Source organism: Streptomyces sp. NPDC054794, from assembly GCF_053611585.1.
Genome location: NZ_JBSHAQ010000009.1, coordinates 132,830 through 158,439 on the forward strand (window position 1 = coordinate 132,830; position 25,610 = coordinate 158,439).

The 25,610-nt window shown below is 69.8% G+C and carries 21 protein-coding genes and 1 tRNA gene; 12 read left to right on the top strand and 10 right to left on the bottom strand.

Going from position 1 to position 25,610, the window contains the following annotated elements; translation table 11 throughout:
- Positions 1 to 131: 131 nt before the first annotated feature.
- The 6 genes from rsmG to rpmH form a co-directional block, all read right to left on the bottom strand.
- Positions 132 to 848, bottom strand: coding sequence for a 16S rRNA (guanine(527)-N(7))-methyltransferase RsmG (gene rsmG / locus ACWGKT_RS12075; RefSeq protein ID WP_356143696.1), 717 nt, complete (start codon positions 846 to 848; stop codon positions 132 to 134).
- Between the two features lie 117 nt (positions 849 to 965).
- Entirely contained in the window at positions 966 to 1,478 is a 513-nt protein-coding gene (locus ACWGKT_RS12080; RefSeq protein WP_235451753.1) for a Jag family protein, read from the bottom strand.
- A 15-nt stretch (positions 1,479 to 1,493) separates the two neighbouring features.
- Positions 1,494 to 2,750, bottom strand: coding sequence for a membrane protein insertase YidC (gene yidC, locus ACWGKT_RS12085; protein ID WP_356143699.1), 1,257 nt, complete (start codon positions 2,748 to 2,750; stop codon positions 1,494 to 1,496).
- Positions 2,751 to 2,753: 3 nt separating this feature from the next.
- Positions 2,754 to 3,107: a membrane protein insertion efficiency factor YidD gene (gene yidD, locus ACWGKT_RS12090; protein WP_235451755.1), complete on the bottom strand. Its 354-nt coding sequence runs from the start codon at positions 3,105 to 3,107 to the stop codon at positions 2,754 to 2,756.
- On the bottom strand, positions 3,104 to 3,475 hold the full coding sequence (gene rnpA / locus ACWGKT_RS12095; RefSeq protein WP_235451756.1) for a ribonuclease P protein component: 372 nt from the start codon (positions 3,473 to 3,475) through the stop codon (positions 3,104 to 3,106). The genes yidD and rnpA overlap by 4 nt, the downstream gene beginning before the upstream one ends.
- A gap of 21 nt (positions 3,476 to 3,496) precedes the next feature.
- Positions 3,497 to 3,634: a 50S ribosomal protein L34 gene (gene rpmH, locus ACWGKT_RS12100; protein WP_015659252.1), complete on the bottom strand. Its 138-nt coding sequence runs from the start codon at positions 3,632 to 3,634 to the stop codon at positions 3,497 to 3,499.
- A 397-nt stretch (positions 3,635 to 4,031) separates the two neighbouring features.
- Here rpmH and dnaA point away from each other — a divergent pair, with 397 nt between their 5' ends.
- The 10 genes from dnaA to ACWGKT_RS12150 all read left to right on the top strand — a co-directional run bounded on the left by dnaA (position 4,032) and on the right by ACWGKT_RS12150 (position 17,171).
- A complete protein-coding gene (gene dnaA / locus ACWGKT_RS12105) occupies positions 4,032 to 5,969 on the top strand; it encodes a chromosomal replication initiator protein DnaA (RefSeq protein ID WP_453273485.1) in 1,938 nt (645 codons plus the stop codon).
- 984 nt (positions 5,970 to 6,953) lie between these two features.
- A complete protein-coding gene (dnaN, locus tag ACWGKT_RS12110; RefSeq protein ID WP_235451758.1) occupies positions 6,954 to 8,084 on the top strand; it encodes a DNA polymerase III subunit beta in 1,131 nt (376 codons plus the stop codon).
- A 149-nt stretch (positions 8,085 to 8,233) separates the two neighbouring features.
- A complete protein-coding gene (gnd, locus tag ACWGKT_RS12115) occupies positions 8,234 to 9,109 on the top strand; it encodes a phosphogluconate dehydrogenase (NAD(+)-dependent, decarboxylating) (RefSeq protein ID WP_356143704.1) in 876 nt (291 codons plus the stop codon).
- Between the two features lie 52 nt (positions 9,110 to 9,161).
- The gene (gene recF, locus ACWGKT_RS12120; RefSeq protein WP_453273486.1) at positions 9,162 to 10,283 is read left to right on the top strand and encodes a DNA replication/repair protein RecF; all 1,122 of its coding nucleotides are present in this window, start codon (positions 9,162 to 9,164) and stop codon (positions 10,281 to 10,283) included.
- Positions 10,280 to 10,813, top strand: coding sequence for a DUF721 domain-containing protein (locus ACWGKT_RS12125; protein ID WP_453273487.1), 534 nt, complete (start codon positions 10,280 to 10,282; stop codon positions 10,811 to 10,813). Before recF ends, ACWGKT_RS12125 begins: the two co-directional genes overlap by 4 nt.
- Positions 10,814 to 11,222: 409 nt before the next feature.
- Positions 11,223 to 13,283: a DNA topoisomerase (ATP-hydrolyzing) subunit B gene (gyrB, locus tag ACWGKT_RS12130; RefSeq protein ID WP_453273488.1), complete on the top strand. Its 2,061-nt coding sequence runs from the start codon at positions 11,223 to 11,225 to the stop codon at positions 13,281 to 13,283.
- Between the two features lie 42 nt (positions 13,284 to 13,325).
- Positions 13,326 to 15,923, top strand: coding sequence for a DNA gyrase subunit A (gyrA, locus tag ACWGKT_RS12135; protein ID WP_356146327.1), 2,598 nt, complete (start codon positions 13,326 to 13,328; stop codon positions 15,921 to 15,923).
- A gap of 18 nt (positions 15,924 to 15,941) precedes the next feature.
- Positions 15,942 to 16,730: a DUF3566 domain-containing protein gene (locus tag ACWGKT_RS12140; protein WP_453273489.1), complete on the top strand. Its 789-nt coding sequence runs from the start codon at positions 15,942 to 15,944 to the stop codon at positions 16,728 to 16,730.
- A gap of 121 nt (positions 16,731 to 16,851) precedes the next feature.
- Positions 16,852 to 16,928, top strand: a tRNA-Ile gene (locus ACWGKT_RS12145).
- A gap of 72 nt (positions 16,929 to 17,000) precedes the next feature.
- On the top strand, positions 17,001 to 17,171 hold the full coding sequence (locus ACWGKT_RS12150; RefSeq protein WP_453273490.1) for a hypothetical protein: 171 nt from the start codon (positions 17,001 to 17,003) through the stop codon (positions 17,169 to 17,171).
- Positions 17,172 to 17,215: 44 nt separating this feature from the next.
- On the opposite strand, the gene ACWGKT_RS12155 is transcribed toward ACWGKT_RS12150, so the two are convergent.
- From ACWGKT_RS12155 to ACWGKT_RS12165, 3 genes are all read right to left on the bottom strand, one after another.
- Positions 17,216 to 17,581, bottom strand: a complete 366-nt coding sequence (locus tag ACWGKT_RS12155) for a hypothetical protein (protein WP_453273491.1) — start codon at positions 17,579 to 17,581, stop codon at positions 17,216 to 17,218.
- A gap of 356 nt (positions 17,582 to 17,937) precedes the next feature.
- Entirely contained in the window at positions 17,938 to 21,924 is a 3,987-nt protein-coding gene (locus ACWGKT_RS12160) for an nSTAND1 domain-containing NTPase (RefSeq protein WP_453273492.1), read from the bottom strand.
- An 802-nt stretch (positions 21,925 to 22,726) separates the two neighbouring features.
- Positions 22,727 to 23,212, bottom strand: a complete 486-nt coding sequence (locus tag ACWGKT_RS12165) for a hypothetical protein (RefSeq protein ID WP_453273493.1) — start codon at positions 23,210 to 23,212, stop codon at positions 22,727 to 22,729.
- A 170-nt stretch (positions 23,213 to 23,382) separates the two neighbouring features.
- On the opposite strand from ACWGKT_RS12165, the gene ACWGKT_RS12170 reads away from it, so the two are divergent.
- Together ACWGKT_RS12170 and ACWGKT_RS12175 are read left to right on the top strand one after the other, a co-directional pair.
- Entirely contained in the window at positions 23,383 to 24,594 is a 1,212-nt protein-coding gene (locus ACWGKT_RS12170) for an amidohydrolase family protein (RefSeq protein WP_235451768.1), read from the top strand.
- Between the two features lie 29 nt (positions 24,595 to 24,623).
- Entirely contained in the window at positions 24,624 to 24,836 is a 213-nt protein-coding gene (locus ACWGKT_RS12175) for a ferredoxin (protein ID WP_356146312.1), read from the top strand.
- Between the two features lie 9 nt (positions 24,837 to 24,845).
- On the opposite strand, the gene ACWGKT_RS12180 is transcribed toward ACWGKT_RS12175, so the two are convergent.
- Entirely contained in the window at positions 24,846 to 25,610 is a 765-nt protein-coding gene (locus tag ACWGKT_RS12180) for a glycosyltransferase family 2 protein (RefSeq protein WP_453273494.1), read from the bottom strand.

The window sequence follows — 25,610 nt, forward strand, 5'->3', positions numbered from 1 at the left end:
TGATGATGCCGTGCAGCAGTGAGCGACGTTTCACGTGAAACACGATGCACAGCGGCCGCTGCTCGGTCTTCGCGACACTCCGGGATGCGTAGGTTTGACAGCTTGTGTGGAGTACGTCTCAAACGGAGCGCTCAACGCCGGCGGCGCGTGCGCCCCGTACGGGCGGCCTTCGCCCGCTTTGCGGCGAACCTCACACCACCGGGGCTCTCCCCGACCTCGACCCGCACCACCGTGGACAGAGGATCGACGATACCCTCACCGACGTGCAGGACGGACGTCTCCACCGCTCCGAGCTTGCTCAGCGCGGTAGCCGCGCTCTTGAGCTCCTCCTCGGCGGTGTCCCCCTTGAGCGCCAGCATCTCGCCGTACGGGCGCAACAGCGGGATTCCCCAGGTGGCCAACCGGTCCAGCGGAGCCACGGCCCGCGCGGTCACCACATGCACCGGCGGCAGCGTACCCATGACCTCCTCGGCGCGACCACGCACGACGGTGACGTGATCCAGGCCCAGCAGCTCGACGACCTCGGTGAGGAAGTTGGTACGCCGCAGCAGCGGTTCCAGCAAGGTGATCTTCAGGTCCTCCCGGACGAGGGCCAGGGGAATCCCCGGCAGCCCGGCTCCCGAGCCGACGTCGCACACGGTCACCCCCTCGGGGACGACCTCCGAGAGCACCGCGCAGTTCAGTAGATGGCGCTCCCACAGACGGGGCACTTCGCGTGGGCCGATCAGACCGCGCTGCACGCCCGCCACGGCGAGCAGCTCCGCGTAGCGGACCGCATCGGCGAAGCGATCGCCAAACACTTCCCGCGCCTGCTCGGGCGCAGGGGGGAGCTCCGCTGCCTCCGTCACGGGGACCGTCCTTCCGTACAGCGCCGACGCACCGAGCGTCGACCACCAGAACTACCAGGCTGACAAAGTTCGGCCCCGCCTGCGGGCAGACGGGGCCGGTGGATCGTAAGGGACCGATCAAGCGGGAAGTACGACGACGAAGCGCTGCGGCTCCTCGCCCTCCGACTCGCTGCGCAGCCCCGCGGCCTTGACCGCGTCGTGCACGACCTTGCGCTCGAACGGGGTCATCGGCTTGAGCTTCACGGGCTCACCGGTGTTCTTGACGTCGGCGGCGGCCTTGGCGCCCAGCTCGGACAGCTCGGCGCGCTTCTTGGCGCGGTAGCCCGCGATGTCCAGCATCAGCCGACTGCGGTCGCCGGTCTCCCGGTGCACGGCCAGGCGCGTCAGCTCCTGCAGCGCCTCCAGCACCTCGCCGTCACGGCCGACCAGCTTCTGCAGGTCACGGCCGCCCGTGTCGCTGATGATCGACACAGAGGCACGGTCGGCCTCGACGTCCATGTCGATATCGCCGTCGAGGTCGGCGATGTCCAGCAGACCCTCAAGGTAGTCCGCCGCGATCTCGCCCTCCTGCTCCAGGCGGGACAGGGTGTCTGCACCCTCGGCAGCGGCGGAGGTGGTGCCTTCCGTCACGGGATGGACTCCTTCTTACTTCTTGGACGGGGACTTGGGCCGCTGCGGCCCCTTGCGCTGACCGGACTGGGCCTTGCTGCGGGCACCGGAGCCGGACTTCGAAGGCTCCTGAGCGGCGGGCTTGGCGTCCTGCGGCTCATCGGACTTCTCCAGCGACGTCGTCGGCGTGGAGTCATCGGCCTGCTTCAGGCCACCGGACTGACGCTGCGACTTGGTCTGACGCTTGGGCTGCTGGCGCCTGGGGGCTGCCGCACCGTCCTCGGTCTGGGCGGCGGCCTGGGCTTCGCCCTTCACCACGGTGCCGTCGGCCTGGGCCGCGAGGCCGGCCTTGCTCAGGGCGTTGATGAACTGACGCTCGGCGTCGTTGCGGTCACGGCCCTTGGCGACGATCGCCTTGACGATGGTCTTCTCACTCCGCCGGCGGGTCTTGCCGTGGCTCGTGACGTGCTTGGTCAGGCGCTCCAGGTAAGCGGCCTGGGCCTTGGAACCCGGGGTGGGGTTGTTGTGGATGACGTACATCTGCTGGCCCATGGTCCACACGTTGGTGGTCAGCCAGTAGACGAGGACACCGACCGGGAAGCGGATGCCGAAGAAGGCGAACATGATCGGGAAGACGTACATCAGCATCTTCTGCTGCTGCATGAACGGGGTCTTCACCGTCGTGTCGACGTTCTTCGTCATCAGCTGACGCTGCGTGTAGAACTGCGACCCCGACATCAGGACGATCATGATGGCGGTGACGACGCGGATGTCCGTCAGCGAGGCGCCGAGCTTGGCGGCCGTGTCAGCGCTGTCCAGGAACTTCGAGGCCAGCGGAGCACCGAAGATGTGCGCCTTCTGCGCGCTCTCCAGCAGGCTCTGGTTGATGACCCCGACGGTGTCGCCCGAGGCGATGCCGTTGAGCACGTGGTACAGGGCGAAGAAGAACGGGGACTGCGCCAGGATGGGAAGGCACGAGGAGAGCGGGTTGGTGCCCGCGTCCTTGTACAGCTTCATCATCTCTTCGGACTGGCGCTGCTTGTCGTTCTTGTAGCGCTCCTGGATCTTCTTCATCTCGGGCTGCAGCGTCTGCATGGCCCGGGTCGCCTTGATCTGCTTCACGAAGAGCGGGATCAGGCAGATACGAATCAGAATCACCAGGGACACGATGGACAGGCCCCAGGCCCATCCGGTGTCGGGGCCGAAGATGGCGCCGTACACCGCGTGGAACTGGACGATGACCCAGGAGACGGGTGTCGTGATGAAGCTGAAGAGGCTGGCAATCGTGTCCACTAATCATGCTCCTTGGGCATGGGACGGGGTCTCTGCGGCCGGGCTCGAAGACGGAATCTCTTCGATGGCCGATTCGGCGGCGGAGGGCCCGCCCTTGCGTGCACGCCAGGCGTCGCGCAGCATTTCGTGCCACCGCGGGCGCTTACGCGGCGGAACATGGTCCACACCGCCGAGCGACCACGGATTGCACCGGAGGATGCGCCAGGCAGTGAGTGCCGTTCCCTTGATCGCACCGTGTCGGTCGATGGCCGTGTACCCGTAGTGCGAACACGACGGGTAGTACTTGCACACCGGGCCCAACAACGGGCTGATCGTCCACTGGTACAGCTTGATCAGTGCCAGCAGCGGGTACTTCATCGCGCGCCCCCTCCCAGTAGCCGTTGAAGGGCGGCATCGAGGTCTTGGGCCAGTTGTGCATGGTCGGCGTCGCCCGCTCCGGGTAGCGCCCGTACGACTACCAGGCTACCGGGGGGAAACAGGGCGACTCGGTCACGCATCAGATGGCGCAGTCTGCGCTTCACCGCATTGCGTACGACCGCGCCACCCACTGCCTTGCTCACGACGAAACCCGCACGCGTCGGGGGAGCGCTCTCCCCTGGCGCGTGCGGGTCCGTGGCACCGCTACGAAAGTGGACGACGAGGAGCGGGCGGCCTGCCCGGCGCCCTCGTCGTACCGCGGTCGCGAAGTCCTCGCGCCGCCTCAGCCGGTTCTCGGTGGGCAGCACGACGTCATGACCTGATCGGGATCAGGCGGACAGGCTGGCGCGACCCTTGGCACGACGGTTCGCGAGAATCGCGCGGCCCGCACGGGTACGCATCCGCAGGCGGAAGCCGTGGGTCTTCGCCCGACGACGGTTGTTCGGCTGGAAAGTGCGCTTGCTCACTCGGGGGCTCCAGAAATCAATCGGTGGTGGCGGGGTGCCGTCCTGGCTGTCACCGTGCGCCCACGAGTAGCTCGCGTCACGCCCGAGTGCACCGCTTCCCGATCACCTTCAGTGATCTGTGCCCATCGGAGGCAGGCGGCAGCAGCCATCGACAACTCGACCTGGTTACGGTACGCGGGGCTACGCCATCCGGTCAAACCGGGGGTCACGGAGAGACACTATCCACAGGCTGGGGACAACAACTTGAACCGCACCCGCCGCGCTGACTACCGTGGCTGGACTCCGATTCGTTCCCTTATCCCCGGCCGAGCGGGGTTCCTCCCGGCCGTCCACCCGATTTACATCCCGATCCGTCCCACAACCACACGTTCGTGGGACCTGTGAGAGAGCGTGCCCTGTGGCTGACGTACCTGCCGATCTTGCCGCAGTGTGGCCACGAGTACTGGAGCAGCTCCTCGGAGAGGGTCGCGGTCAGGGTGTCGAGTCGAAGGACGAGCACTGGATCCGGCGCTGCCAGCCGCTCGCGCTGGTCGCGGACACCGCCCTGCTCGCCGTACCGAACGAATTTGCGAAGGGCGTACTGGAGGGCCGTCTCGCCCCGATCGTCAGCGAGACCCTGAGCCGGGAGTGCGGCCGCCCGATCCGCATCGCGATCACCGTCGACGACTCCGCCGGCGAGCCCCCGGCCCCGCCGGCGCCCCAGGTTCTGCCGAAGCCGCGCTACGAGGAGCCCGAACTCCCCTCCGGGCAGTACGAGGGATACGGCCGTCACCGCGCCGACCAGCACCAGGGCGGCGACCCGGCGTCCCGCGCCGACCAACTCCCCACGGCCCGGCCCGCCTACCCCTCCGAGTACCAGCGCCCTGAGCCCGGCGCCTGGCCGCGGCCGCAGCAGGACGAGTACCGGCCCCAGCAGGACGAGTACAGCTGGCAGCAGCAGCGGCTCGGCTTCCCCGAGCGCGACCCCTACGCCTCGCCGTCCCAGGACTCCTACGGCTCGCCGTCGCGGGACTCCTACCGGACGCCGTCGCAGGACGCGTACGGGCCGGGGAACGACGTGTACGGCTCCCCGAGCCAGGACTACCGGCCGCAGCCGATGGAGCGTCCGTCGTACGACGGCCAGCGCTCCGAGTACGACCCGTCCCGCGTCGACTACGACCAGCGCGACCCGTCCCGCCGCGAGCTGCCCGAGCCGCCGTCCGGCCCCGGTCATGGGCACCGCGGCGGTCCGGGGGGCACCGGCGGGCCGACGCCCGGCCCGTCGGCCGCGCAGCCCGCGCCGGCTGCCGGTCCCGGTGAGCCGACCGCGCGGCTGAACCCGAAGTACCTCTTCGACACGTTCGTGATCGGCGCGTCCAACCGCTTCGCGCACGCGGCCGCGGTCGCCGTCGCCGAGGCGCCCGCCAAGGCGTACAACCCCCTCTTCATCTACGGGGAGTCGGGCCTCGGCAAGACGCACCTGCTGCACGCGATCGGGCACTACGCGCGCAGCCTCTACCCGGGCACGCGCGTGCGCTACGTGAGCTCCGAGGAATTCACCAACGAGTTCATCAACTCCATCCGCGACGGCAAGGGCGACAGCTTCCGCAAGCGCTACCGCGAGATGGACATCCTTCTCGTGGACGACATCCAGTTCCTGGCGGACAAGGAGTCGACGCAGGAGGAGTTCTTCCACACCTTCAACACGCTCCACAACGCCAACAAGCAGATCGTGCTCTCCAGCGACCGGCCGCCCAAGCAGCTGGTGACGCTGGAGGACCGGCTGCGGAACCGTTTCGAGTGGGGTCTGATCACCGACGTCCAGCCGCCCGAGCTGGAGACGCGGATCGCGATCCTGCGCAAGAAGGCGGTGCAGGAGCAGCTCAACGCCCCGCCGGAGGTGCTGGAGTTCATCGCCTCCCGCATCTCACGCAACATCCGCGAGCTGGAGGGCGCGCTGATCCGGGTGACGGCGTTCGCGTCGCTGAACCGGCAGCCGGTGGACCTGGGCCTGACCGAGATCGTCCTCAAGGACCTGATCCCCGGCGGCGAGGACTCGACGCCGGAGATCACCGCGACGGCCATCATGGCGGCGACGGCCGACTACTTCGGTCTCACGGTCGAGGACCTGTGCGGCAGCTCGCGCGGCCGCCAGCTGGTCACGGCCCGGCAGATCGCCATGTACCTGTGCCGTGAGCTCACCGATCTGTCGCTGCCGAAGATCGGCGCACAGTTCGGCGGCCGCGACCACACGACCGTCATGCACGCCGACCGCAAGATCCGCGCGCTGATGGCCGAGCGGCGCTCCATCTACAACCAGGTCACCGAGCTGACCAACCGCATCAAGAACGGCTGACGGCCCAGGCACGGGCACTGAGGGCGCCTCCGGGAACAGATCCCGGAGGCGCCCTCGGTCGTTCCGGCACGACGCCCGCCGCCGCGCCGGCACACGTCCGGTCGTCCCTCCGCGAGGCCGTCCCGTAGCCCCGGGAGGGCGTCCCTGGCCCTTTCCGAGGCCCGCCGCCGCCCTTCCTCCGCCGCTCTCCCGCGGAGCGACCCGTCGTTCCGCGGCCACCGGCTGTTCGAATACCTGAAGGGTTACGGCCGCTCTCCACAGATTCGGTGACTTTCTTCCGTCCACATCCTGGGGACTGTGAAGTTGTCCCGATCTCCGTCCACAGGCTGGCTGTTGAGGAGCTGTCAGCCCAGCTCAGGACCCTGTGGAATCGTGGACGAAGGATCTCCACAGACTGTGGACAAAGCGGAGATCCACAGGCTGTGCACGAAGTTGTCCACCGGTAGCCCACAGGCTGGGGGCGGTTGTCCCCAGTGAACCGGGTCTTCTCCACATGCCTGTCCACTGTTCGGCAACGCGACGTACCTGATCACCGCGTCGAGTGAAAGCCGTCACACCAAGGTGCCTGGTTGGGGTGTGGGAAACGTGGGTAAACCTGGGGACGCAGCTGGGGAGAAGTGCCCTCGGGCTGTGGGTGGAGTGTGCAGAACTTCTTGTTCTCCACAGAGACCCCCAGTTGTCCACCGGCGTCACCCACAGGGTCGGTGGACAAAATTTCCGCGCTGAGCTGGGCAAACGTGGTTATCCACGGTATCCACAGGCCCTACTACTACTCCCGACCAGAGAGAGTGCGGAATCCGTTTCGAAGCGGGGCCTGTGCACAACTCGCTGTTTCGAGCCCGACCGCCCCTCGGCACGACTTGACCCCGACAGGCACCTACTGTCAGTGCGGTGCGTCAGACTGGTCCCCGGTGTTCTGCCCGTCGCAGTGGGCGGTGACACCGGGTCGTAGGGCTCAGAAGCAACAGCAGGAGGCGGCTTACGGTGAAGATCCGGGTGGAACGCGACGTACTCGCGGAGGCAGTGGCCTGGGCGGCACGCAGCCTTCCGGCCCGTCCGCCGGCGCCTGTCCTCGCCGGCCTCCTGCTGAAGGCCGAGGAAGGGCAGCTGAGCCTGTCGAGCTTCGACTACGAGGTCTCCGCGCGCGTCTCCGTCGACGCGGAGGTCGAGGAGGAGGGCACGGTCCTCGTCTCCGGCCGCCTGCTCGCCGACATCTGCCGTGCTCTCCCCAACCGCCCGGTCGAGATTTCCACAGACGGTGTACGGGCGACGGTGGTCTGCGGCTCCTCGCGCTTCACCCTCCACACCCTGCCCGTGGAGGAGTACCCGGCGCTGCCCCAGATGCCGAACGCGACCGGCACCGTCCCCGGCGAGGTCTTCTCCTCCGCCGTCCAGCAGGTCGCCATCGCCGCCGGCCGTGACGACACGCTGCCCGTCCTCACCGGTGTGCGCATCGAGATCGAGGGCGACACGGTCACCCTGGCCTCCACCGACCGCTACCGCTTCGCGGTCCGCGAGTTCCTGTGGAAGCCGGAGAACCCGGACGCCTCCGCGGTCGCCCTGGTGCCCGCCAAGACGCTCCTGGACACGGCCAAGGCGCTCACCAGCGGCGACAGCGTGATCCTGGCGCTGTCCGGTTCGGGCGCGGGCGAGGGCCTGATCGGTTTCGAGGGCGCCGGACGGCGGACGACGACCCGCCTGCTGGAGGGCGACCTCCCGAAGTACCGCACGCTGTTCCCGACCGAGTTCAACTCCGTCGCCGTGATCGAGACCGCCCCCTTCGTGGAGGCCGTCAAGCGTGTGGCCCTGGTCGCCGAGCGGAACACCCCGGTGCGGCTGAGCTTCGAGCAGGGCGTGCTCATCCTGGAGGCCGGCTCCAGCGACGACGCACAGGCTGTGGAAAGGGTCGACGCGCAGCTGGACGGCGACGACATCTCGATCGCCTTCAACCCGACCTTCCTGCTGGACGGCCTGAGCGCCATCGACTCCCCGGTGGCCCAGCTGTCGTTCACCACGTCCACCAAGCCCGCGCTGCTCAGCGGCAAGCCCGCGGTGGACGCGGAGGCGGACGACGCCTACAAGTACCTGATCATGCCGGTCCGCCTCAGCGGCTGAGCCGGGCCGCCCTCCGTCGGACGAACCCGCAGGTGAGGGCATACGCATGAGCGCGTATGCCCACAGATGTGCGTGAGCGTCCGGGTTTAGGCTCGGACGCAGGTACGAACGTGCCGCACACGTCACACAGCAACCTAAGGAACCAACTGATGGAGCTCGGTCTCGTCGGCCTCGGCAAGATGGGCGGCAACATGCGCGAGCGGATCCGCCGCGCCGGCCACACCGTCATCGGGTACGACCGCAACGCGGACCTCGCCGATGTCCACAGCCTGGAAGAGCTTGTGGGCAAGCTCTCCGGCCCCCGCGTGGTCTGGGTGATGGTCCCGGCCGGCGAGGCCACCCAGACCACGATCGACGAGCTCGCCAAGCTCCTGGAGCCCGGTGACGTGGTCGTGGACGGCGGCAACTCCCGCTGGACGGACGACGAGAAGCACGCCGAGGAGCTGGCCGCCCAGGGCATCGGCTTCGTCGACTGCGGCGTCTCCGGCGGCGTCTGGGGCCTGGAGAACGGCTACGCGCTGATGTACGGCGGCGACGCGGAGAACGTCGCCAAGGTGCGGCCGGTCTTCGACGCGCTCAAGCCGGAGGGTGACTTCGGCGCGGTGCACGCCGGCAAGGTCGGCGCGGGGCACTTCGCGAAGATGGTCCACAACGGCATCGAGTACGCGATGATGCAGGCCTACGCCGAGGGCTGGGAGCTCCTGGAGAAGGTCGACTCCGTCACGGACGTCCGCGAGGTCTTCCGCTCCTGGCAGGAGGGCACGGTCATCCGCTCCTGGCTGCTCGACCTCGCGGTGAACGCCCTCGACGAGGACGAGCACCTGGAGCAGCTGAAGGGTTATGCACAGGACTCCGGCGAGGGCCGGTGGACTGTGGAGGCCGCCATAGACAACGCGGTGCCGCTGCCCGCGATCACCGCCTCGCTGTTCGCGCGGTTCGCCTCCCGTCAGGAGGACTCGCCGCAGATGAAGATGATCGCCGCGCTGCGCAACCAGTTCGGCGGCCACGCCGTAGAGAAGAAGTAATCCACAGGGTCGCCCAGCGATCCACAACCCTGGGGGAGGTCGGCGAACGACCATGCACGTCACGCATCTGTCGCTGGCCGACTTCCGCTCGTACGCCCGGGTCGAGGTCCCGCTCGACCCGGGCGTCACCGCCTTCGTCGGCCCGAACGGGCAGGGGAAGACCAACCTCGTCGAGGCGATCGGCTACCTCGCCACCCTCGGCAGCCACCGCGTCGCCTCCGACGCCCCCCTGGTCCGCATGGGCGCCGACCGGGCGATCATCCGGGCGCAGGTCAGGCAGGGCGAGCGGCAGCAGCTGGTCGAGCTGGAGTTGAACCCCGGCAAGGCCAACCGCGCCCGGATCAACAGGTCCTCGCAGGTCAGACCGCGTGACGTGCTGGGGATCGTACGGACCGTGCTGTTCGCGCCCGAGGACCTCGCCCTGGTCAAGGGCGACCCCGGTGAGCGGCGGCGCCTCCTGGACGAGCTGATCACCGCCCGCTCCCCGCGCATGGCGGGCGTGCGCTCCGACTACGAGCGGGTGCTCAAGCAGCGCAACACGCTGCTGAAGACGGCCGCGCTGGCCCGCCGGCACGGTGGGCGCTCGATGGATCTGTCCACGCTCGACGTGTGGGACCAGCACCTCGCGCGGGCGGGCGCCGAGCTGCTCGCCCAGCGCCTGGACCTGATCGCCGCGATCCAGCCGCTGGCCGACAAGGCGTACGAGCAGCTGGCTCCGGGCGGCGGTCCCGTCGCCCTGGAGTACAAGCCGTCGGCGCCCGGTGAGGCCCACACGCGCGAGGATCTGTACGCCCAGCTGATGGCCGCGCTCGCCGAGGCCCGCAAGCAGGAGATCGAGCGGGGCGTCACGCTCGTCGGCCCGCACCGGGACGATCTGGTGCTCAAGCTCGGTCAGCTGCCCGCCAAGGGCTATGCCTCCCACGGCGAGTCGTGGTCGTACGCGCTGGCGCTGCGGCTGGCGTCGTACGACCTGCTGCGCGCGGAGGGCAACGAGCCGGTGCTGATCCTCGACGACGTCTTCGCCGAGCTGGACGCCCGCCGCCGGGAGCGGCTGGCCGAGCTGGTCGCGCCCGGTGAGCAGGTGCTGGTGACCGCCGCGGTCGGCGACGACGTACCGCACGTCCTCACCGGGGCGCGGTACGTGGTGTCCGAGGGGACGGTGGAGCGCGTATGAGCGGCCAGGAACCCACCCCCGGGAAGGCGCCGGAGCCGTCCGGTGTCGATCTCGCGCGCGTGGCGCTGCGCGCGGCGCGGGAGCAGGCACGCGCGCGTGGGGACGCGGCGCAGCAGAAGAAGCAGGCGCGCCGCGGCGGCCTGCGCTCCGGCGCGCGCGCCGACGGGCGCGACCCGATGGCGCTCGGCTCCGCGATCAACCGGCTGATCACCGAGCGGGGCTGGGAGACCCCGGCCGCGGTGGGCGGGGTCATGGGCCGCTGGCCGCAGATCGTCGGGGAGGACCTCGCCAAGCACTGCGTGCCGCAGCGGTACGACGAGGACGAGCGGGTGCTGGTCGTGCAGTGCGACTCCACGGCGTGGGCCACGCAGCTGCGGCTGCTGGCCCCCGCGCTGGTCGCCCGGCTCAACGAGGACCTCGGACACGGCACGGTGCGGGTGATCAAGGTGCACGGTCCCAGTGGCCCCACCCGCCGCTACGGCCCCTTGCGCGCCCCTGGAAGCACGGGTCTCGGCGACACCTACGGGTGATGTACGTCACGCGGCGAGGCCTGCGTGAGACCTGCTTGTGCCCCCGGCGTACAACCGCACGCGGTTGCGAATCCGGACCTGACCCCGGAGTAGCCAAGGGTTGACAGCCCGAAGCGCTGAGTGCCGCTGTGAGCCTCTTGGAGCCCCCATCCGTATATCGGGACCCAATCGGGACCGGTTCAGGGCGGCACATGGGGACTCAGGTACCGGCAAACCCCCATCACTGTCGGCGCTACCGGTAGACTGGAAGCCAATCCCGCCCCACTCGTGGGGACCGTCCGGGAAAAGCTGAGCAACGCTGATCAAGGCTTACCAACGCAACATGCCGCAGCCGCTCCGGCAACCTCCCCCAAAGGGGGCGCCCCCAGGAGCCAGGCTCGTGCTGTGCCAGTGCCAGAAAGGGCGCTTCGTGGCCGATTCCGGCAACCCCAACGAGAACATCCCGTCCACCGACGCCAGCGCCGACGGCGCGGTGAACTCGTCGAACGGCGAGGTCACCACCTCGTACGACGCCAGCGCCATCACCGTCCTCGAAGGGCTGGACGCGGTCCGCAAGCGACCCGGTATGTACATCGGCTCCACCGGCGAGCGCGGTCTGCACCACCTGGTGTACGAGGTCGTGGACAACTCCGTCGACGAGGCGCTGGCCGGCCACGCGGACACGATCGACGTCACGATCCTCGCCGACGGCGGCGTCCGGGTCGTCGACAACGGCCGAGGCATCCCGGTGGGCATCGTGCCCTCCGAGGGCAAGCCGGCCGTCGAGGTCGTGCTGACCGTGCTGCACGCGGGCGGCAAGTTCGGCGGCGGCGGTTACGCGGTCTCCGGCGGTCTGCACGGCGTCGGCGTCTCCGTCGTGAACGCCCTGTCGACCAAGGTGTCCGTCGAGATCAGGACGGACGGCCACCGCTGGACGCAGGACTACAAGCTCGGCGTCCCGACGGCCCCCCTCGCCCAGCACGAGGCCACGGACGAGACCGGCACCTCGGTCACCTTCTGGGCCGACCCGGACATCTTCGAGACCACCGAGTACTCCTTCGAGACGCTCTCGCGGCGCTTCCAGGAGATGGCGTTCCTCAACAAGGGTTTGACCATCAAACTCACTGACGAGCGCGAGTCGGCGAAGGCCACCGCCGGGGCGGACGAGGCGGGTGCGGACGAGAAGGACGAGGTCAAGACCGTCACGTACCACTACGAGGGCGGCATCGTCGACTTCGTGAAGTACCTCAACTCCCGCAAGGGAGACGCGGTCCACCCCACCGTGATCGACCTCGAGGGCGAGGACAAGGACAAGAGCCTGTCCCTCGAAGTCGCGATGCAGTGGAACAGCGGCTACAGCGAGGGCGTGTACTCCTTCGCCAACATCATCCACACCCACGAGGGCGGTACGCACGAGGAGGGCTTCCGCGCGGCCCTGACCTCGCTGATCAACAAGTACGCGCGCGACAAGAAGCTGCTGCGCGAGAAGGACGACAACCTCACCGGTGACGACATCCGTGAGGGTCTGACCGCGATCATCTCGGTCAAGCTGAGCGAGCCCCAGTTCGAGGGCCAGACCAAGACCAAGCTGGGCAACACGGAGGCGAAGACCTTCGTCCAGAAGGCGGTCTACGAGCACCTCAACGACTGGCTGGACCGCAACCCGAACGAGGCGGCGGACATCGTCCGCAAGGGCATCCAGGCGGCCACCGCGCGCGTGGCGGCCCGCAAGGCCCGTGACCTCACCCGCCGCAAGGGTCTGCTGGAGAGCGCGTCCCTGCCGGGCAAGCTCTCGGACTGCCAGTCCAACGACCCGACCAAGTGCGAGATCTTCATCGTCGAGGGTGACTCCGCCGGCGGCTCGGCCAAGTCCGGCCGCAACCCGCAGTACCAGGCGATCCTCCCGATCCGAGGCAAGATCCTCAACGTCGAGAAGGCGCGGATCGACAAGATCCTGCAGAACCAGGAGATCCAGGCGCTGATCTCCGCCTTCGGCACGGGCGTGCACGAGGACTTCGACATCGAGAAGCTCCGCTATCACAAGATCATCCTGATGGCGGACGCCGACGTCGACGGCCAGCACATCAACACCCTGCTGCTGACCTTCCTGTTCCGCTTCATGCGGGACCTGGTGGAGAAGGGGCACGTGTACCTGTCCCGTCCCCCGCTCTACAAGATCAAGTGGGGCCGGGACGAGGTCGAGTACGCGTACTCCGACCGCGAGCGCGACGCGCTGATCGAGATGGGCCGCCAGCGCGGCAAGCGCATCAAGGAGGACTCGATCCAGCGCTTCAAGGGTCTCGGCGAGATGAACGCCGAGGAGCTGCGCGTGACCACCATGGACATCGAGCACCGCGTCCTCGGCCAGGTCACCCTCGACGACGCCGCCCAGGCCGACGACCTGTTCTCGGTCCTCATGGGCGAGGACGTCGAGGCCCGCCGCGCGTTCATCCAGCGCAACGCCAAGGACGTCCGCTTCCTCGACATCTGAGTCGGTCTCAGCTGACCGCACCAGGAAGGATCTTCACCAGCAATGGCCGACGAGAACACTCCAGACACTCCTGAGACCGAGGGCGCCGAGATCACCGTGCGCGTCGAGCCCGTCGGGCTCGAAACGGAGATGCAGCGCTCGTACCTCGACTACGCGATGTCCGTCATCGTGTCCCGTGCGCTGCCCGACGTCCGCGACGGTCTCAAGCCCGTCCACCGGCGCGTCCTGTACGCCATGTACGACGGCGGCTACCGCCCCGAGCGCGGCTTCTACAAGTGCGCCCGCGTGGTCGGCGACGTCATGGGCAACTACCACCCGCACGGCGACTCCTCGATCTACGACGCGCTGGTCCGCCTCGCGCAGCCGTGGGCGATGCGGATGCCGCTCGTCGACTCCAACGGCAACTTCGGCTCCCCGGGCAACGACCCGGCGGCCGCCATGCGCTACACCGAGTGCAAGATGGCGCCGCTGTCGATGGAGATGGTCCGCGACATCGACGAGGAGACCGTCGACTTCACGGACAACTACGACGGCCGCTCCCAGGAGCCGACCGTCCTGCCCTCCCGCTTCCCGAACCTGCTGATCAACGGCTCCGCCGGTATCGCGGTCGGCATGGCGACCAACATCCCGTCGCACAACCTGCGCGAGGTCGCGGCCGGCGCCCAATGGTGCCTGGAGAACCCGGAGGCCTCGCACGAGGAGCTCCTGGACGCGCTGATCGAGCGCATCAAGGGCCCCGACTTCCCGACCGGCGCGCTCGTCGTGGGCCGCAAGGGCATCGAGGAGGCCTACCGCACGGGCCGTGGCTCGATCACCATGCGCGCGGTCGTCGAGGTCGAGGAGATCCAGAACCGCCAGTGCCTGGTGGTCACGGAGCTGCCCTACCAGGTCAACCCCGACAACCTCGCGCAGAAGATCGCCGACCTGGTGAAGGACGGCAAGATCGGTGGCATCGCGGACGTCCGCGACGAGACGTCGTCCCGTACGGGCCAGCGCCTGGTGATCGTCCTGAAGCGGGACGCGGTCGCCAAGGTCGTCCTGAACAACCTGTACAAGCACACCGACCTGCAGACGAACTTCGGCGCCAACATGCTGGCGCTGGTCGACGGCGTGCCGCGCACGCTGTCCCTGGACGCGTTCATCCGCCACTGGGTGACGCACCAGATCGAGGTCGTCGTCCGCCGGACGCGCTTCAGGCTGCGCAAGGCCGAGGAGCGCGCGCACATCCTGCGCGGTCTGCTGAAGGCGCTGGACGCCATCGACGAGGTCATCGCGCTGATCCGGGCCAGCGACACGGTCGAGATCGCGCGTACGGGCCTGATGGAGCTCCTGGAGATCGACGAGATCCAGGCCAACGCCATCCTGGAGATGCAGCTGCGGCGACTGGCCGCCCTGGAGCGCCAGAAGATCATCCAGGAGCACGACGAGCTCCAGGCGAAGATCACCGAGTACAACGCGATCCTGGCCTCGCCGGTCCGCCAGCGCGGCATCGTCAGCGAGGAGCTGGCCGCGATCGTCGAGAAGTACGGCGACGACCGCAAGACGATGCTGGTGCCCTACGACGGTGACATGTCCATCGAGGACCTGATCGCCGAGGAGGACATCGTCGTCACCGTCTCGCGCGGCGGCTACGTGAAGCGCACCAAGACGGACGACTACCGGGCGCAGAAGCGCGGCGGCAAGGGCGTGCGCGGCACGAAGCTGAAGGAAGACGACATCGTCGACCACTTCTTCGTCTCCACCACGCACCACTGGCTGCTGTTCTTCACGAACAAGGGCCGGGTGTACCGGGCGAAGGCGTACGAGCTGCCCGACGCCGGCCGGGACGCGCGCGGCCAGCACGTGGCCAACCTGCTCGCCTTCCAGCCGGACGAGGCGATCGCCGAGATCCTCGCGATCCGCGACTACGAGGCGGCGCCGTACCTGGTGCTGGCCACCAAGGCGGGCCTGGTCAAGAAGACGTCGCTGAAGGACTACGACTCCCCGCGCTCGGGTGGTGTCATCGCCATCAACCTGCGGGAGCGGGAGGACGGTTCCGACGACGAACTGATCGGAGCCGAGCTCGTTTCGGCCGATGACGATCTGCTGCTGATCAGCAAGAAGGCGCAGTCGATCAGGTTCACTGCCACGGACGAGTCCCTGCGGCCGATGGGCCGTGCCACCTCGGGTGTCAAGGGCATGAGTTTCCGTGAGGGCGATGAACTTCTCTCGATGAATGTTGTTCGACCCGGTACGTTCGTGTTCACTGCCACGGACGGCGGGTACGCGAAGCGGACCCCCGTCGACGAGTACCGCGTCCAGGGTCGCGGTGGCCTGGGCATCAAGGCCGCCAAGATCGTGGAGGACCGCGGCTCGCTCGTCGGCGCGCTGGTGGTCGAGGAGACCGATGAGATCCTCGCCATCACGCTGTCCGGCGGTGTGATTCGTACGCGAGTCAACGAGGTCAGGGAGACGGGCCGTGACACCATGGGCGTCCAACTGATCAACCTGGGCAAGCGCGATGCCGTGGTCGGTATCGCACGTAACGCCGAGGCGGGTCGCGAGGCGGAGGAGGTCGACGGTGACATCGCCGTCGACGAGACCGCCGAGGGTGGCCCGGCCGTCGGCACGGACGAGGGTGACGCGCCCTCGTCCGAGTAGCACGAGGAGTGAGTCAGCGTGAGCGGAGCCACGGATGCCGGACAGGCCGGTACGACCGGCATGTCGTCCGGCAACAACACGGACGGCAACGGCCGTGGCTCCGCCGCGCAGGCGAAGGACTCACACACGACCCAACTGAAGGCGATCAAGCCCACCGACTCGCCCTCTCCCCATCAGCAGGGATCCCAAGGGGGAACCGTGACGGACACCCGAGGCTCGCAGACCCAGCAGTACGCGGCTGGAGCGGGCCCCGCCGCTCCGGGCGCCCAGACCCAGCCGGTGACCGGGGGCGCCGAGGCGCAGCACGGCTCGCCGCTGCCCGGTGAGCGCCAGGCACAGCAGCACGCCGCGCCCTACCACCCGCCGCAGGCCTACCCGGCGCAGACCCCGGCGGGCGGCGTACGCCGCCCGCGCACCGGCGTGAAGACCGCGCCCCGCACCCGCAAGGCGCGGCTGCGCGTGGCCAAGGCCGACCCGTGGTCGGTCATGAAGGTGAGCTTCCTGCTCTCCATCGCGCTGGGCATCTGCACGATCGTCGCGTCCGCGGTGCTGTGGATGGTCATGGACGCGATGGGCGTCTTCTCGACGGTCGGCGGCACGATCTCGGAGGCGACCGGTTCGAACGAGGCGAACGGCTTCGACCTCCAGGCGTTCCTCTCGCTCCCGCACGTCCTGATGTTCACGTCGATCATCGCGGTCATCGACGTCGTCCTCGCGACGGCCCTGGCCACGCTGGGCGCGTTCATCTACAACCTCTCCGCGGGCTTCGTGGGCGGCGTCGAGCTGACCCTGGCCGAGGACGAGTGACGTACCGCGTCCTGGCGGTTCAAACCTCCGTTGACGGCCCCCCGACAACCGATTTTGGGACTGACCCGGTCGTGCGCTAATCTTCAGGAGTCAGCGCGCGGGACACACCGCAGAGCGCGGCGGGGCTATAGCTCAGTTGGTTAGAGCGCATCCCTGATAAGGATGAGGCCACAGGTTCAAATCCTGTTAGCCCCACCATCATGAAGACCCCCAACCAATCACGGTTGGGGGTCTTTGACATCTATGACTGACATCAACCGACGAGGTGCGATGACTGACGCTGACAGACTCGGCGGCAGTCACCACCAGTACGACGACCCCTTTGAGCGCGGGAAGCTGGATCGAGCCTCCTGCGGCTGGATCCTCCTTGGTGCGTTCATCCTGCTGGTCATCACATGGATGCTGGTGATGCTGGGGCTCATCTTCGATGGACCGCGCTAACCGATGAGTGGATCTTCCAGTTTGAGCCACCTTGGGATGCACCTTCAGGAAGGCGAGCAAGGTGCCGCAGTCGGGTTCCAGGTGGCCGAGTTGGAGCCGGAGACTCCGGTGGCGAACGTGCTGGAGTTCGGCGCGGAGACCGAGATCGTGGTGTTGCTGGGATCGATGAAGTCCGCTGCCTGCGCCGTGGTGGTCCAGCCCGCGGTGCCGCCGCGCCGGTCGGTCACGGTGACGTTGCCGAGTTGATCGGTGACCGACTGCGGGATGGAGCTGACGGTGACCGAGCCGAGGCCGACCGGTCCCTGCGGCACTGTGATATCGAGGCCGCCCCCCGTCACCTCCAGCGTCACGGGGGTGTCTTCGGCGGACTCCGAGGTGGGACAGGCCGGAACGGCCAGGGTGGACAGCATCACAAGCAAGGGAATGCCAGGACGCATTCTCTTATGCGGCCGTGACAGCACCAGGACGCATCACGGCCCGTCGGGGTGAAATCCCTGTGCAGGTCGATCGACGCGGCTTCTGTCGGACCCGCACGACACCGGTGGACCCTCACGTCACCGCGGTCACGCAGGAGACGGCGCGGGCACTGCTTCAGGGCATGAAAACGCCCGACCGCTAGCGACGGGGGATGCACCAGCGATCGGGCTTGTGGCCACAGTAACAAGGCTGGATCCGCGGCGGGAGTCGACTGCTCGGCTGCGACGGCGAGTTGTGATCGGGATCACGCAAGCGCTGTCTGGGGCGAAGGCTCCACGCGTACCTGCCGTCACTTCGGGCAGGGCGGCTCGTACGACAGCCGGGGCAGGTACTCGTGCCACTTCTCCGGTGTGAGGACGCCCCGGGTGATCGAGCAGATGCGGTCGATCGCCCGGTCGGTGTCGAGGTTCCACAGCCGGACGGTGTCGGCGCCGCTGGACACCCCGAGCAGGTGGCTGTTGGGGCTGAACGACAGGAAGTTGCCCGTCCTGGCGTTCGGGCTCATCGACTGCCCGATTGGGGAGGCGTCGGCCGGGTCGGTGACGTTCCACAGCCGGACCGTGTCGTCGTTGCCGCCGCTGGCCAGCGTGCGGCCGTCCTGCCGGAACGTCAGCGACACGACCGCCTCGGTGTGGCCGGTGAGCGTGCGGCCCAGCCGGGTCGCCCGCGCGGGATCGGTGACGTTCCACAGCCGGACCGTGCCGTCGTCGCCGCCGCTGGCCAGCGTGCGGCCGTCCTGGCTGTAGGCGAGCGCGTTGACGGGAGCCAGATGCCCCTTGAGGGGCCTGCCGAGCAGCGTGGTGTGACGTGGGTCGGTCACGTCCCACAGCCGGACGGTGGTGTCGGCGCTGCCACTGGCGAGGGTGCCGCCGTCCGGGCTGAAGACGAGGGTGTCGACGTACCCCGTGTGCCCGGTGAGCGGCGCGCCCAGCGGGAGGAGACGGGAGGGGTCGCCGACGTTCCACAGCTGGATGGTGCGGTCGTCGAAGGCGGTCGCGAGGGTGCGCCCGTCCGGGCTGAACGCCAGCGCGTCGGGGCCCGCGAACCTGGTCCGCAGCGTGACCGGCGGGCCGGAGGCGACGGGGCGGGCCGGATCGCCGACGTCCCACAGCTGCACCCCGCGGCTCCCCGTCAGCACCGCGAGGGTGCGGCCGTCCGGGGAGAACACCAGGGACCGCAGATCGCCCTCCCCGGGCATGAACGGCCTGTTCAGCAGGACGGGCCGGACCGGGTTGCGTACGTCCCACAGCCGGACCCGCCCGTCGCGGGCGGCCGTGGCGAGCACGCGGCCGTCCGGGCGGAACGCCCCTATGCGGCCGATCATGTCCGACGTCGGGATCGACCACAGCCGGACCTTGTTGTCGCCGCTGCCGGTGGCGAGGGTGCGCCCGTCCGGGCTGAAGCCCACGGCGTACATCTCGCCGCTGCCGCCCGCGAGGGGCTCGCCGACCTGCGAGGGATAGGCCGGGTTGCGTACGTTCCACAGGCTGGCCGTGCTGTCCGCGCTGCCGGCGGCGAGCATGGTGCCGTCGGGGCTGAAGGCCACCGACCAGATCGGACCGGTGTGACCGGTGAGCGGGGCGCCGAGCCGAGTCGCGTGCCGGGGGTCGGCGACCTTCCACAGCCGGATGGTGTCGTCGGCGCTGCCGCTGGCGAGCGTGCCGCCGTCGGGGCTGAACGCCACGGAGTGCACGGTGCCCGTGTGACCGGTCAGCGCCTGGCCGACGGACCGCGGGTGGGCGGGGTCGGCCACGCTCCACAGCCGGATCGTGTTGTCGTCGCCGCCGGCGGCCAGCGTCTGCCCGTCGGGGCTGAACGCCACGGAGCGCACGGCGGCCGAGTGGCCGGTCAGCTTGCCGAGCGCGGTCGGCCGGCCCGGCTCGCGTACGTCCCACAGGTGGACGGTGTGGTCCTCGGCGGCGCCCGCGAGGGTGTGGCCGTCCGGGCTGAAGGCGAGCAGATAGACCGTGCCGGCGTGGCCGGTCAGGGGTTCGCCGAGCGGGCGCGGACGGCCGGGGTCGGTCACGTCCCACAGCCGGACCGTGCCGTCGTCCGAGGCGCTGGCCAGGGTGTGGCCGTCGGGGCTGAAGACCGCGGTGCTCACCCAGCTGGTGTGGCCGGTCAGGGGCCCGCCCAGCGGTGTGGGGTGGGTCGGGTCCGCGACGTTCCACAGGCGGACGGTGTGGTCGTAGCTGGCGGTGGCCAGCAGGCGGCCGTCCGGGCTGAACGTGGTGAGGTAGACGGCGCCGGTGTGGCCGAGGAGCGGGGTGGCCAGCGGCGCGTTCACGATCGAGACCAGGCGGTTGTTGGTCCCCTCGTCCCCGGGCCGCAGCCGGTGGGCCACCAGGTCGAGCTGGGCGGACAGCGACGGATCCGTGTACTGGACGCGGTCGGCCTCGGCGACCACCTGCTGGAACACGGCGTCGTCGCGCTGCTGCCGGGCGATCACCGCCGAGCCGACGGCCAGCAGCGCCAGGACGACCAGCGCCGACACCGCGCCCCGGCTGAGCCAGACGCTGCGCCGGCGCAGCCGGACCGAGGCGGCCAGGAACTCGACCGCGACGCGGGTCAGGAAGGTGTCCCCGGCCGACTTCGCCCAGGTGTGGGCCTGCTCCAGCCGGGAGCCCCGGTAGAGCAGGGACGCGTCACGGTCGGAGTTCTCCCAGGCCCGGCCGTCCTCCTCCAGTCGCTGGCGCAGTAGGTTGCCGTTGCGGTCCTCGTCGATCCAGCCGCGCAGCCGGGGCCAGGCGTGCAGCAGCGCCTCGTGGGTGATCTCCACGGTCTCCGCGTCCAGCGTCACCAGACGGGCGCGGACCAGTGCTTCGAGGGACTCCTCGGTCTTGTTCGGGTCGGTCGACTCCGCCGCCAGCCGGCGGCGGGTACCCCGGCGCCGGGTGGCCTGGGTGTCCTCGCCGAGCCGGACCAGCCTGAGCAGCAGCAGACGGGCGGCCGTGCGGGCCGCCGGGTCGAGATCGGACCAGGCACGCTCGGCGGTCGCCGCCACGGCTCCCTGGATACCGCCCGCCGCGCGATAGCCGGCCACCGTCAGCCGGCCCGCCTTGCGGCGCTGCCAGGTGGCGAGCAGGGCGTGGGACAGGAGCGGCAGCACGCCCGCGTCGTGGGCGCCGCGCGGGCCGTCGGCGCTCACCTCGCGGACGATCAGCTCCGCCAGCCCCGGTTCGAGCTCCACCCCCACGGCCCTGGCCGGGCCGGTCACCGCCTCGCGCAGCTCGGCCGTGGTCAACGGGCCGAGGACCATGTGCCGGTGCTGCAGCGCGTCGGCGAGTTCGGGGTGGCGCAGGCACTGGTCGTAGAAGTCGGCCCGTATGCCGAGGACCGCGAGCACGGGGGCCTGTTCGGCCGGGTCGGCGGGTGAGCAGGCGGCGTGCAGGAGCCGTATGAGGGTGCGTCGGCTCGTCTCGTCGGAGCAGAGGGTGAACGCCTCCTCGAACTGGTCCACGATCAGGACCGGACGGCCGGTGGAGGGCGACGCGCGCCGGGCCCAGGTGGTGACGGCCTTCCGCACCGCCTCCGCGAACCCGGCCCCTTCGGGGTCGGTCAGGGCATCGGCCAGTTCGGGGATCAGACGGGTCAGCTCCGCGAGGGGATCCGCCCCCGGTACGAGCTGCACCACCACCCGGGCCGGGCCCTCGTCCTCGCCGAGCGCCCCGCGCTGCACGGCGGGCAGCAGACCGGCGCTGAGCAGGGAGGACTTCCCGGCCCCCGAGGCGCCCACGAGCATGACGAGGCCGCCCGTGCGCCGCACCGCGCGGAGTTGGGCGACGAGGGCGTCCGTGCTGCGCTCCCGGCCGAAGAACCAGCGGGCGTCCTGCCGGCGGTAGGAGGCCAGCCCGCGGTAGGGACAGACACCGGGCACGGCCGTGGGCTCGGCCGGGGTGTGTTCCTCTTCCTCCGTGGCCGCCGCTCCGCCGACCACGGGGTCGGCCACCGCGCGCTCCCACAGGCGCTGCCACTGGGTCAGGTCGTACAGGCCGGCCGACACCGGGGTGGGGCGGGCGCGCCGGGCCGGGGGGATCAGGACGTGCAGCACCGCCGCGAGCGCGGCGAACTGGGCGGGTACGTTCTTCGCCCGCCGCCAGTCGCTGATCCGCTGGGCGGAGACCCGGACCGGACGGCCCCGCTCGTCGACCCGGTGGAGCCGGTCGACGGCCTCGGCCACGCGCTTGAGGGGAGGGTTGCCGGCCTCCTTGTACAGCAGCGCGAGACGTTCCGCGAAGGCCGTGCGTGTCCCTGAGTCGGAACTCAAGGTGTCCACCCCTAACTTCCCGCCGCACCTGGACATCCGGACCGGAAAACTCACTTTATACGGCTGACCTGCGGCAAAGCCCGTGTCTTCGGGACCGGATCCTCCTCCTGGGGCGCCGTAACTGGCAGGATCTCGACGCAGTCGCCGCTCCGCCGAGCGGCACCCGGACAGGCCACCAGCACAGCGTTCGACGCGGCGCCGCACGACGCCACTCGTTCTCGGACAGCTTCCGCCGAAGCCACGAGAGGGGTGGCGAGGGTCTCGTCGCGCGAGCTGGACGGACCCGTGCGACAGCCGGTCCCGCCGGACCGCTGTCCGCCGACCACGGGTCCGGCCTCTCCCCGGTCCGTGCCGTCACATCACGGCACGGATCCCCGGCGCCCGCGCCGTTCGGTACCGGTCCCCACGTGGGGAGGGACCAGTACCGAACGGCGCCGGGTCACATCACCAGGTCCGGCGCGCTTCCTGAGAGGCGCAGGGTCTGCGTCAGCCGGTCTGGCCCGTCTCCTGGGAGGTGCAGGCCGGTGTCAGCCGATCCGGTCCGCTTCCCGAGAGGCGCACGCGCGCGTCACCGGGTCCAGCCGACCTCCCGAGCGGTGCAGGCCTGCGTCAGCCGGTCCGGTCCGTCTTCTGAGCGGCGCAGGCCCGAGTCAGCTGGTCTGGCCTGTCTCCCGGGCGGTGCAGGTTCGCGTCACTGAGTTCGGTCCGTCTTCTGAGCGGCGCAGGCCCCAGTCAGTCGGTCCGGTCTGCCTCACGGGCGGTGCAGCCCCCGTCACCCAAACCGGTTCCCTCCCGAGAGGCGCAGCCCCCGTCACCCCGTCCAGCCCGCTTCCCGAGCGGCCCTGCCCGCCTGTGTTTCCGCCTCGTCGGCCGCCGTGTTCAGGGCCGTGTTCCTGCCGCCCGCCGTTCCGCCCGCGGCGATCGCGGCCGCCTGGGAGGCGGCGAGGGCCGTGCGTAGGGCCTCGGTCGCCTCGGTGGCGCCGTCCGGCGACGCGGTCGCGTGGGCGACCTGGGCCGCCAGGGCAGCCGCTGCGGCCGCGTTGCGGGCGCAGCGGGCGTCCGCGCCGGGGTCGGGGGACCGGCCGGCGAGGGCGTCGAGCGAGGCGGCGGACAGCAGCAGCGCGTGGGCGGCCCGGCCGACGGGGCTCTTCGGCACGGTCTCGGCCGCGTCCGGGCCGATTCCGGCGTGCCGGCAGGTGGCCGCGGCGCGTTCCTGCGCGCTGCGCGCGCGGGCGGCGTGGATCGCCCTGAGGGCGTGCGCCGAGGTCGCGGTCCGTACGTCTTCGGGTTCGGCCATCGCCGTCTCCTCACCTCTCGGGACGAGCACCGGGCGCGGGCAGGGTGGCACGCCGGCGGCGAAGAGGCCAGAGAGGGTCCGCCCCTTGCTGGGGCCGCCTTCTCCCCCTAGCCTGAAATCTGATGGACCGTCAGATTGACCGGAGTCCCGGCAGACAACAGGGGGTAGGCATGGCAACCATCCCGACGGACGCGGAGGATCTGCCCAGGGTCATCAGCGTGGACGACCACGTCATCGAGCCCGCGCACCTCTTCGAGACGTGGCTTCCGGCCAAGTACCGCGACAGGGGCCCGAAGCCGCTCACCGCGGGCATCGGCGACCTTCAGTACATCGGCGGGAAGTACCGGTTCTCCACGGACCCGGACGGCCAGATCACCGACTGGTGGGAGTACGAGGGGGAGCTCTTCCCGTACAAGCGCATCATCGCGGCCGTCGGCTTCTCGCGTGACGAGATGACGCTCGACGGCATCACCCGGGAGCAGATGCGGCGGGGCTGCTGGGACCCGAAGGCGCGGCTGGCGGACATGGACATCAACCACGTCGAGGCCTCGCTCTGCTTCCCCACGTTCCCGCGATTTTGCGGGCAGACCTTCGCGGAGGCCAAGGACAAGGAGGTCGGCCTGGCCTGCGTGCGCGCCTACAACGACTGGATGGTCGAGGAGTGGTGCGGCGACAGTGGTGGCCGGCTCATCCCGCTGTGCCTCATCCCGCTGTGGGACGTCTCCCTGGCCGTCGCCGAGATCCGGCGCAACGCGGAGCGGGGCGTACGGGCCGTGACCTTCAGCGAGATCCCGACGTACCTGGGGCTGCCGTCGATCCACTCCGGCTACTGGGACCCGTTCTTCGCGGCCTGCGAGGAGACCGGGACCGTGGTCAACATGCACATCGGGTCCTCGTCGCAGATGCCGGCGGCCTCCCCGGACGCGCCGCCCGCCGTGCAGGCCTCACTGAGCTTCAACAACGCCATGGCGTCGATGATGGACTTTCTCTTCTCCGGGGTGCTGGTGAAGTTCCCGCGGCTCAAACTCGCCTACAGCGAGGGCCAGATGGGCTGGATCCCGTACGCCCTGGAGCGCGCCGACGACGTGTGGGAGGAGCACCGGGCCTGGGGCGGGGTGAAGGACCTGATCCCGGAGCCGCCGTCGACGTACTACTACCGGCAGATCTTCTGCTGCTTCTTCCGCGACAAGCACGGCATCGAGGCGATCGAGACCGTGGGCGTGGACAACGCGACCTTCGAGACGGACTACCCGCACGTCGACTCCACCTGGCCGGAAACCAAGCGCGTCGCGCAGGAGCACGTGGGTGGCCTGTCCCCGGACGTGGCCTACAAACTGCTGCGGGGCAACGCGATCCGCATGCTGGAGCTGCCCTTCGAGTAGCCGGGGCCGCCCCTGGGAAGGGAGCACGCATGAAGGTCTCCGTCGACCCCGGCCTCTGTTACGGCTCCGCCGAGTGCGCCCACCGCGCGCCGTCCGTGTTCGCCTTCGAGGACGACTACGGCGTCGTCCGGGCAGGCCGCGAGGACAGTGGCGAGGACCCGCTGGTGCGCGAGGCGGCCGAGCGCTGCCCGTCCCAGGCCATAAGGATCACCGGGGCCATAAGGATCACCGGGAACGGCTGAGCACCGGGCTCACCGGGCCGGATAGGTCCAGTGGAGGCGGGCCAGGGCCCGTGCCCTGGCCTCGACGACCGCCATGCGTGCCTCGCGCTCCACCGGATCGACGTGCGAGGGCTGCCCGGTGACCTGCCCCTCCCACTTGCGGTAGAGCAGCCCCACCTCGCGGGTGAACCAGCCCCGGCTCACGGCGTTCAGCGCGAGCAGCAGGCCGGTGTCCTCGGAGGCGGGCAGGGCCATCCAGCCGCCGAGGGCCAGCAGCAGGTCGCGGCGGACGCAGAGGGTCGCGGGGTGGACCTGGGCGAGGAAGCCGTGCGCCCGCCAGTGGTCGAGCACGGCACCGCGTTCGACGGGGCCGTCGTCCGGGTCGTCCGGGAAGCCCACCGTCGAACCGTCGGGCAGCAGGTCCAGCGCCCGGGACGTCGTCCACCCGATGCCGGGATCGGCTTCGAGCACGGCCAGGTCGCGGGCGAGGGCGCCCGGGGTGAGCTGGTCGTCGGCGTCCAGGAGCCGGACGTACTCGCCGTCGGCGTGCGCCAGGGCGATGGTCCGGGCGATGCCGGGTCCGCCGGGACGGCCCTGGCGGCCCTGCCGGAAGGTCACCCGCACGTCGTCGGGGACGTACGGCCGGACCTCGTCCGTCCTGCCGTCCTCCTGGACGAGCCAGTGCCACTCCCAGCCGTCCGGCAGCCGCTGTTCGCACAGGGACTTGTACGCCTCCGGCAGGAACGGGGCCGAGGGGGCGTGCACGGCGGTGACGATGACGACGCGCCGGTTCAC